Here is a 3,870-nt window from a genome sequence, read left to right as displayed (position 1 = left end):
GGTCGGCGATGCGCAGCGTGGCGGCCACCCGGATGGCCATCGGAGTTCCCAGATGCGCCATGGCCCACAGGCCCGCGCCCGTCGCGTCCTTCTCCGGCAACGGTTCCTCCTCGGCAGGGGCCGGGCACACCGGTACCGATGCGCACGGCCAGGGGTCGGCAGTGTTCGATGCTCCATCGCCGCAGTGGGCGCCGGCATCTTCCAAAATGCTCAACCCAACCGCCCCACTTGCCCCGGATTTCCGTTTTATCCGCTGGTCACGGGCCATTCGACGGGGAATTCCGCAGGCCGGCGGCCAGATCGGCCTCTCGCGTCGACTGTGTTCGGACGGCTACCGTATCCGCACGGATGAGTCGGCACGATTGGCGATTCCCTTTCCGTCCGCATCGCCGTTGTACCCCAGTGGCCACGTGTCGTGTGGCACTGACGAGGAGGAAAGCATGAGCGACATCATTTCGGCCACGGAAACCACGCGCGAGGCTCCGGTCGCCAAACGTCGTGACAAGAAGAACATCGCGCTCTGGGTGGTGCAGGTCGTACTGGCCGCGCAGTTCGCCAGCGGCGGCATGCTGAAGCTGACCGGTTCGCAGTCGATGGTCGACATGTTCGTCACGATCGGCGCGGGCGACTGGTTCCGGTTCCTGGTGGGCGTCCTCGAGATCGCCGGCGCCATCGGCCTGCTGATCCCCCGGCTGACCGGGCTGGCCGCGGCCTGCCTGGCCGCGCTGATGGTCGGCGCGGCGATCACCCAGGCCGCCATTCTCGGTGGTGCGCCGGTCATCGAGATCGTGTTCCTGGTGCTGGCCACCGTGGTGGCCTACCACCGCCGCGACAGCGTGAAGTCGCTGTTCGGCAAGGCATGACCTCGTCCGCCCGGGGGTTGTCGCCGAACCACGGCGGCAGCCCCCGGGCGGCATTCCCGAAACGGTTTCTCAGTATTCTCAGCCGAGTTCTCCGTCGAGTCCGCAAGTGAACTCCAGAAAGGAACGACAATGTCTGACGAGCACAGCGGCCCGCCGGCCCCGCCCCCTTCGGAGCCCAACCCGCTGCTCAAGAACCTCGACGTGCTGGTCGGCACGTGGCAGATGACCGGAAACGACGCGAACACGAACGACCCGATCCAGGGCACCGTCACGTTCGAGTGGTTCGACGGCGGTTTCTTCCTCGTCCAGCGCGTGGAGATGGACCACGGCGACGGCAACCCGATGAAGGGCGTCGAGATCATCGGGCACGACCGCGAGAAGAACATCTGCACGTCGAACTACTTCGACAACTCGGGCAACGCCTTCCAGTACGCCTGGGAGGTCAACGGCAACGAGCTCATCACCTGGATGGGCGGCCCGGGCTCGCCGGCCTTCTTCAAGGGCACGATCGCCGCGGACGGCAAGCAGATCAACGGCGCCTGGCAGTGGCCCGGCGGCGGCTACTCCGCCAACATGACCAAGGTCTGACACGCACACGCCGAAACGGGCCCCGGCGCCGCCGGGGCCCGTTTCCGTTGTCGGCTGCTACGCCGCCGCGGCGCCCGGCCGGGGCAGGCTTTGGACTGCTGGGCTGTTCTGGTACGCGGCGAGCTTCCACTCGCCGTCCTCCTTGACGACGAACCAGGAGGCCCGGATGGACTGGTCGTCGGAGACCTCGGACTCGCCGGCGGCCAGCACGCCGCCGCGGGTGAGCAGCAGGCCGACGTCCGGGCCGAAGAACCGGATGTCCAGCGGCCGGCCGGTGACCTGGGTGTCCTTGTACTGGTCGGCGAACGCGTCCTTGAGGTACGCCCGGATCTCCTCGCGGCCCTTCGCGTAGCTGCCCGGGAGGATCATCGTGCCGTCCTCGGTGAAGACGTCGGCGAAGCCGTCGGCGTCCTGGTAGGCCCAGGCCGCGATGACGCGCTGGGTGAGGGCGGCGACGGCGGCCTGGTCGCCGGCCGAAGCGGTGGTGCTCATGCGACTTCCTATCTGCTGGGGCGGTAACCGTCAGATGTAGAGCGTGTTCGGCTCGAGTCCACACAGGACGCGGCCGTAGAGCTCGGCGTTGGTGTTCGGGTTCATCAGCGCGTGCAGGTTGACCGCGTTGACGTCCCGGGCGATCCGCTGCATCGGCACGTCGTTGTAGATCGACGACCCGCCGCTGGCGGACGTGAGCACGTCGACGGCCTCCTTGGCCAGCCGGACCGCGTTGCCCATGTCCGACCTGGCGCGGGCGCGCTCCTCGAGCTTCCACGGCGAGCCCTCGACGCCCTTGGCGTCGACCGCGCCGGTCAGCCGGTGGGCGTGGAACTCCGCCTGGTCGATCTTCGTGACCGCCTCCGCGACCTGCAGGTGGGTCAGCGGCGCGTCCCGCTGGCTCTCGTAGGCGGTGTAGGTGATCTTCCGGTTGGGCAGCCGCTTGAGGAAGACCTCCCGAGCGGCGTTGGCCAGGCCCAGGACAGTGCCGACCGACGAGGCGGCCGCGACCGGCAGCAGCGGCGGGCGGTAGATCGGCGAGTCGGCGTTGCGGACCGACGCGCTCTGTCCCTGCAACACCGCGGGCAGCGGCAGGACGCGCGCCTGCGGGATGAACAGGTCGCGGGCGACCGTGCTGACGCTGCCGGTGCCCTTCAGCCCGGACGTGAACCAGTCGTCGACGACCAGCAGGTCCGACAGCGGGACCAGCGACATGATCGGGTACGGCTCGCCCTCCGCCGGCACCAGCACGGAGATGATCTCCTGCCAGTGCGCGTGGTGCGCGCCGCTGATGAAGCCCCACTTGCCGTTGACGACCACGCCGCCGTCGACGGGCTTGGCGATCGCGCTGGGGCTCAGGGTGCCGCAGACCCGGACGTCCGGGGTGGCGAACACCTCGTCCTGGACCTCGTCCGGGAACAGGCACGCCATCCAGGTGGGGATCCAGTACACCGACGTCACCCACGACGTGGCGCCGTCGCCGCTGCCGAGGACGGCGGCGACGTCGGCCAGCGTGCGGGTGTCCGCCTCGTAGCCGCCGTAGCGCTTCGGGGTGCGGAGCTTGAACAGCCCGGCCTCGGCGAGGGCCTCGAGGGTCTCCTCGTGCAGGCGGCGGTTCTCCTCCGCCCACGTGGCCTTTCCGCGCAGCTGCGGAACCAGCTCCGCCGCACGACCGACGAGCTCTTCCCGCGTCGGAACCTGGGTCGTCGACACCATGTCCTCCCTAACCACAAGAGTGCGAAATGTGCGGCCGCGGCTGTGCCGACGCACTCTTCGACGGTGCCATTTCCGGTGGTGGGGCGGCATCTCCGGGCATGCGCGATGTGGCTAGGGAAGATCGATCGGACCGCCGACCGCGGTCACCGAACCCGTGGTCCACACGTCCGCGCGGGCGCTCGGCGCGTCGACGAGCTGGATGTGCAGCGCGCCCGGGTCGCGCTCGCCGGAGCCGGTGAGCCAGGCCTGGTAGCCGGCCGCGGACGGCCACACGCCGGGCGCGTCGTCGGCCAGCTCCGCGCGGTAGTGGCTCGCCAGCGGGTCGGCCGGCCCGAACCGTTGCGGCACACTGGATCCGGCCGCGACGAGCGGCAGCGAGCCGGCGAACAGCCAGGGCGCGAGGTAGCGGTCGCCGACGGCGAGCCCGCCGGTGGCGACCTGGCGCAGCGTCGCGTCGGCGGCGGTCCAGCCGGAGACCACCAGCAGCGCGCCGGCCGCCCGCGCCGGGGTCCGCACGACCACGCCGTGCTCGGCCGCGGTGTCACGCACGACGGCGGCCGCCGCGCGTCCCCTCGGGGTCCCGTCGCCGGCCAGCGTGATCGTCGCCTCTCCTTGCCGGGCGAGGAAGCCGACCGTCTCCCGCAAGGCGTCGGCGTCGGCCCGGGTCAGCTCGTCGGCCGGGCACCGCGCGGGCGCGGCGCCGCCGCCGAGC

The 3,870-nt window shown here is 70.5% G+C and carries 4 protein-coding genes and 1 pseudogene; 2 read left to right on the top strand and 3 right to left on the bottom strand.

The window, feature by feature from the left end; translation table 11 throughout:
- The first annotated feature begins 206 nt into the window (after window positions 1–206).
- Both ACRDSK_RS32310 and ACRDSK_RS32305 read left to right on the top strand, forming a co-directional pair.
- Window positions 207–863, top strand: a complete 657-nt coding sequence (locus tag ACRDSK_RS32310) for a DoxX family protein (protein ID WP_431445207.1) — start codon at window positions 207–209, stop codon at window positions 861–863.
- 129 nt (window positions 864–992) lie between these two features.
- Window positions 993–1,451 carry a DUF1579 family protein gene (locus ACRDSK_RS32305; RefSeq protein WP_431445206.1) on the top strand — a complete coding sequence of 153 codons (459 nt, stop codon included), beginning with the start codon at window positions 993–995 and terminating at the stop codon, window positions 1,449–1,451.
- 57 nt (window positions 1,452–1,508) lie between these two features.
- Here the strand turns inward: ACRDSK_RS32305 and ACRDSK_RS32300 are convergent, their stop codons facing one another.
- The 3 genes and pseudogenes from ACRDSK_RS32300 to ACRDSK_RS32290 form a co-directional block, all read right to left on the bottom strand.
- Complete coding sequence (locus ACRDSK_RS32300) at window positions 1,509–1,943, bottom strand: SgcJ/EcaC family oxidoreductase (protein WP_431445205.1); 435 nt, start codon at window positions 1,941–1,943, stop codon at window positions 1,509–1,511.
- 30 nt (window positions 1,944–1,973) lie between these two features.
- Window positions 1,974–3,155 carry an acyl-CoA dehydrogenase family protein gene (locus ACRDSK_RS32295; RefSeq protein ID WP_431445208.1) on the bottom strand — a complete coding sequence of 394 codons (1,182 nt, stop codon included), beginning with the start codon at window positions 3,153–3,155 and terminating at the stop codon, window positions 1,974–1,976.
- Window positions 3,156–3,269: 114 nt separating this feature from the next.
- Window positions 3,270–3,870: pseudogene (locus tag ACRDSK_RS32290) on the bottom strand (hypothetical protein); the annotation flags it as partial.

Origin of the sequence: Actinophytocola sp. (assembly GCF_050699915.1) — a bacterium.
Taxonomy (GTDB): Bacteria; Actinomycetota; Actinomycetes; order Mycobacteriales; family Pseudonocardiaceae; genus Actinophytocola.
This window is presented reverse-complemented; position numbering and strand designations above follow the sequence as displayed.

What these genes read in the sequence shown, in the direction of transcription:
- ACRDSK_RS32310 (WP_431445207.1), top strand. Translation starts at nt 207, where the DNA reads ATGCTCAACCCAACCGCCCCACTTGCCCCGGATTTCCGTTTTATCCGC.
- ACRDSK_RS32305 (WP_431445206.1), top strand. Translation starts at nt 993, where the DNA reads ATGTCTGACGAGCACAGCGGCCCGCCGGCCCCGCCCCCTTCGGAGCCC.
- ACRDSK_RS32300 (WP_431445205.1), bottom strand. Translation starts at nt 1,943, where the DNA reads ATGAGCACCACCGCTTCGGCCGGCGACCAGGCCGCCGTCGCCGCCCTC.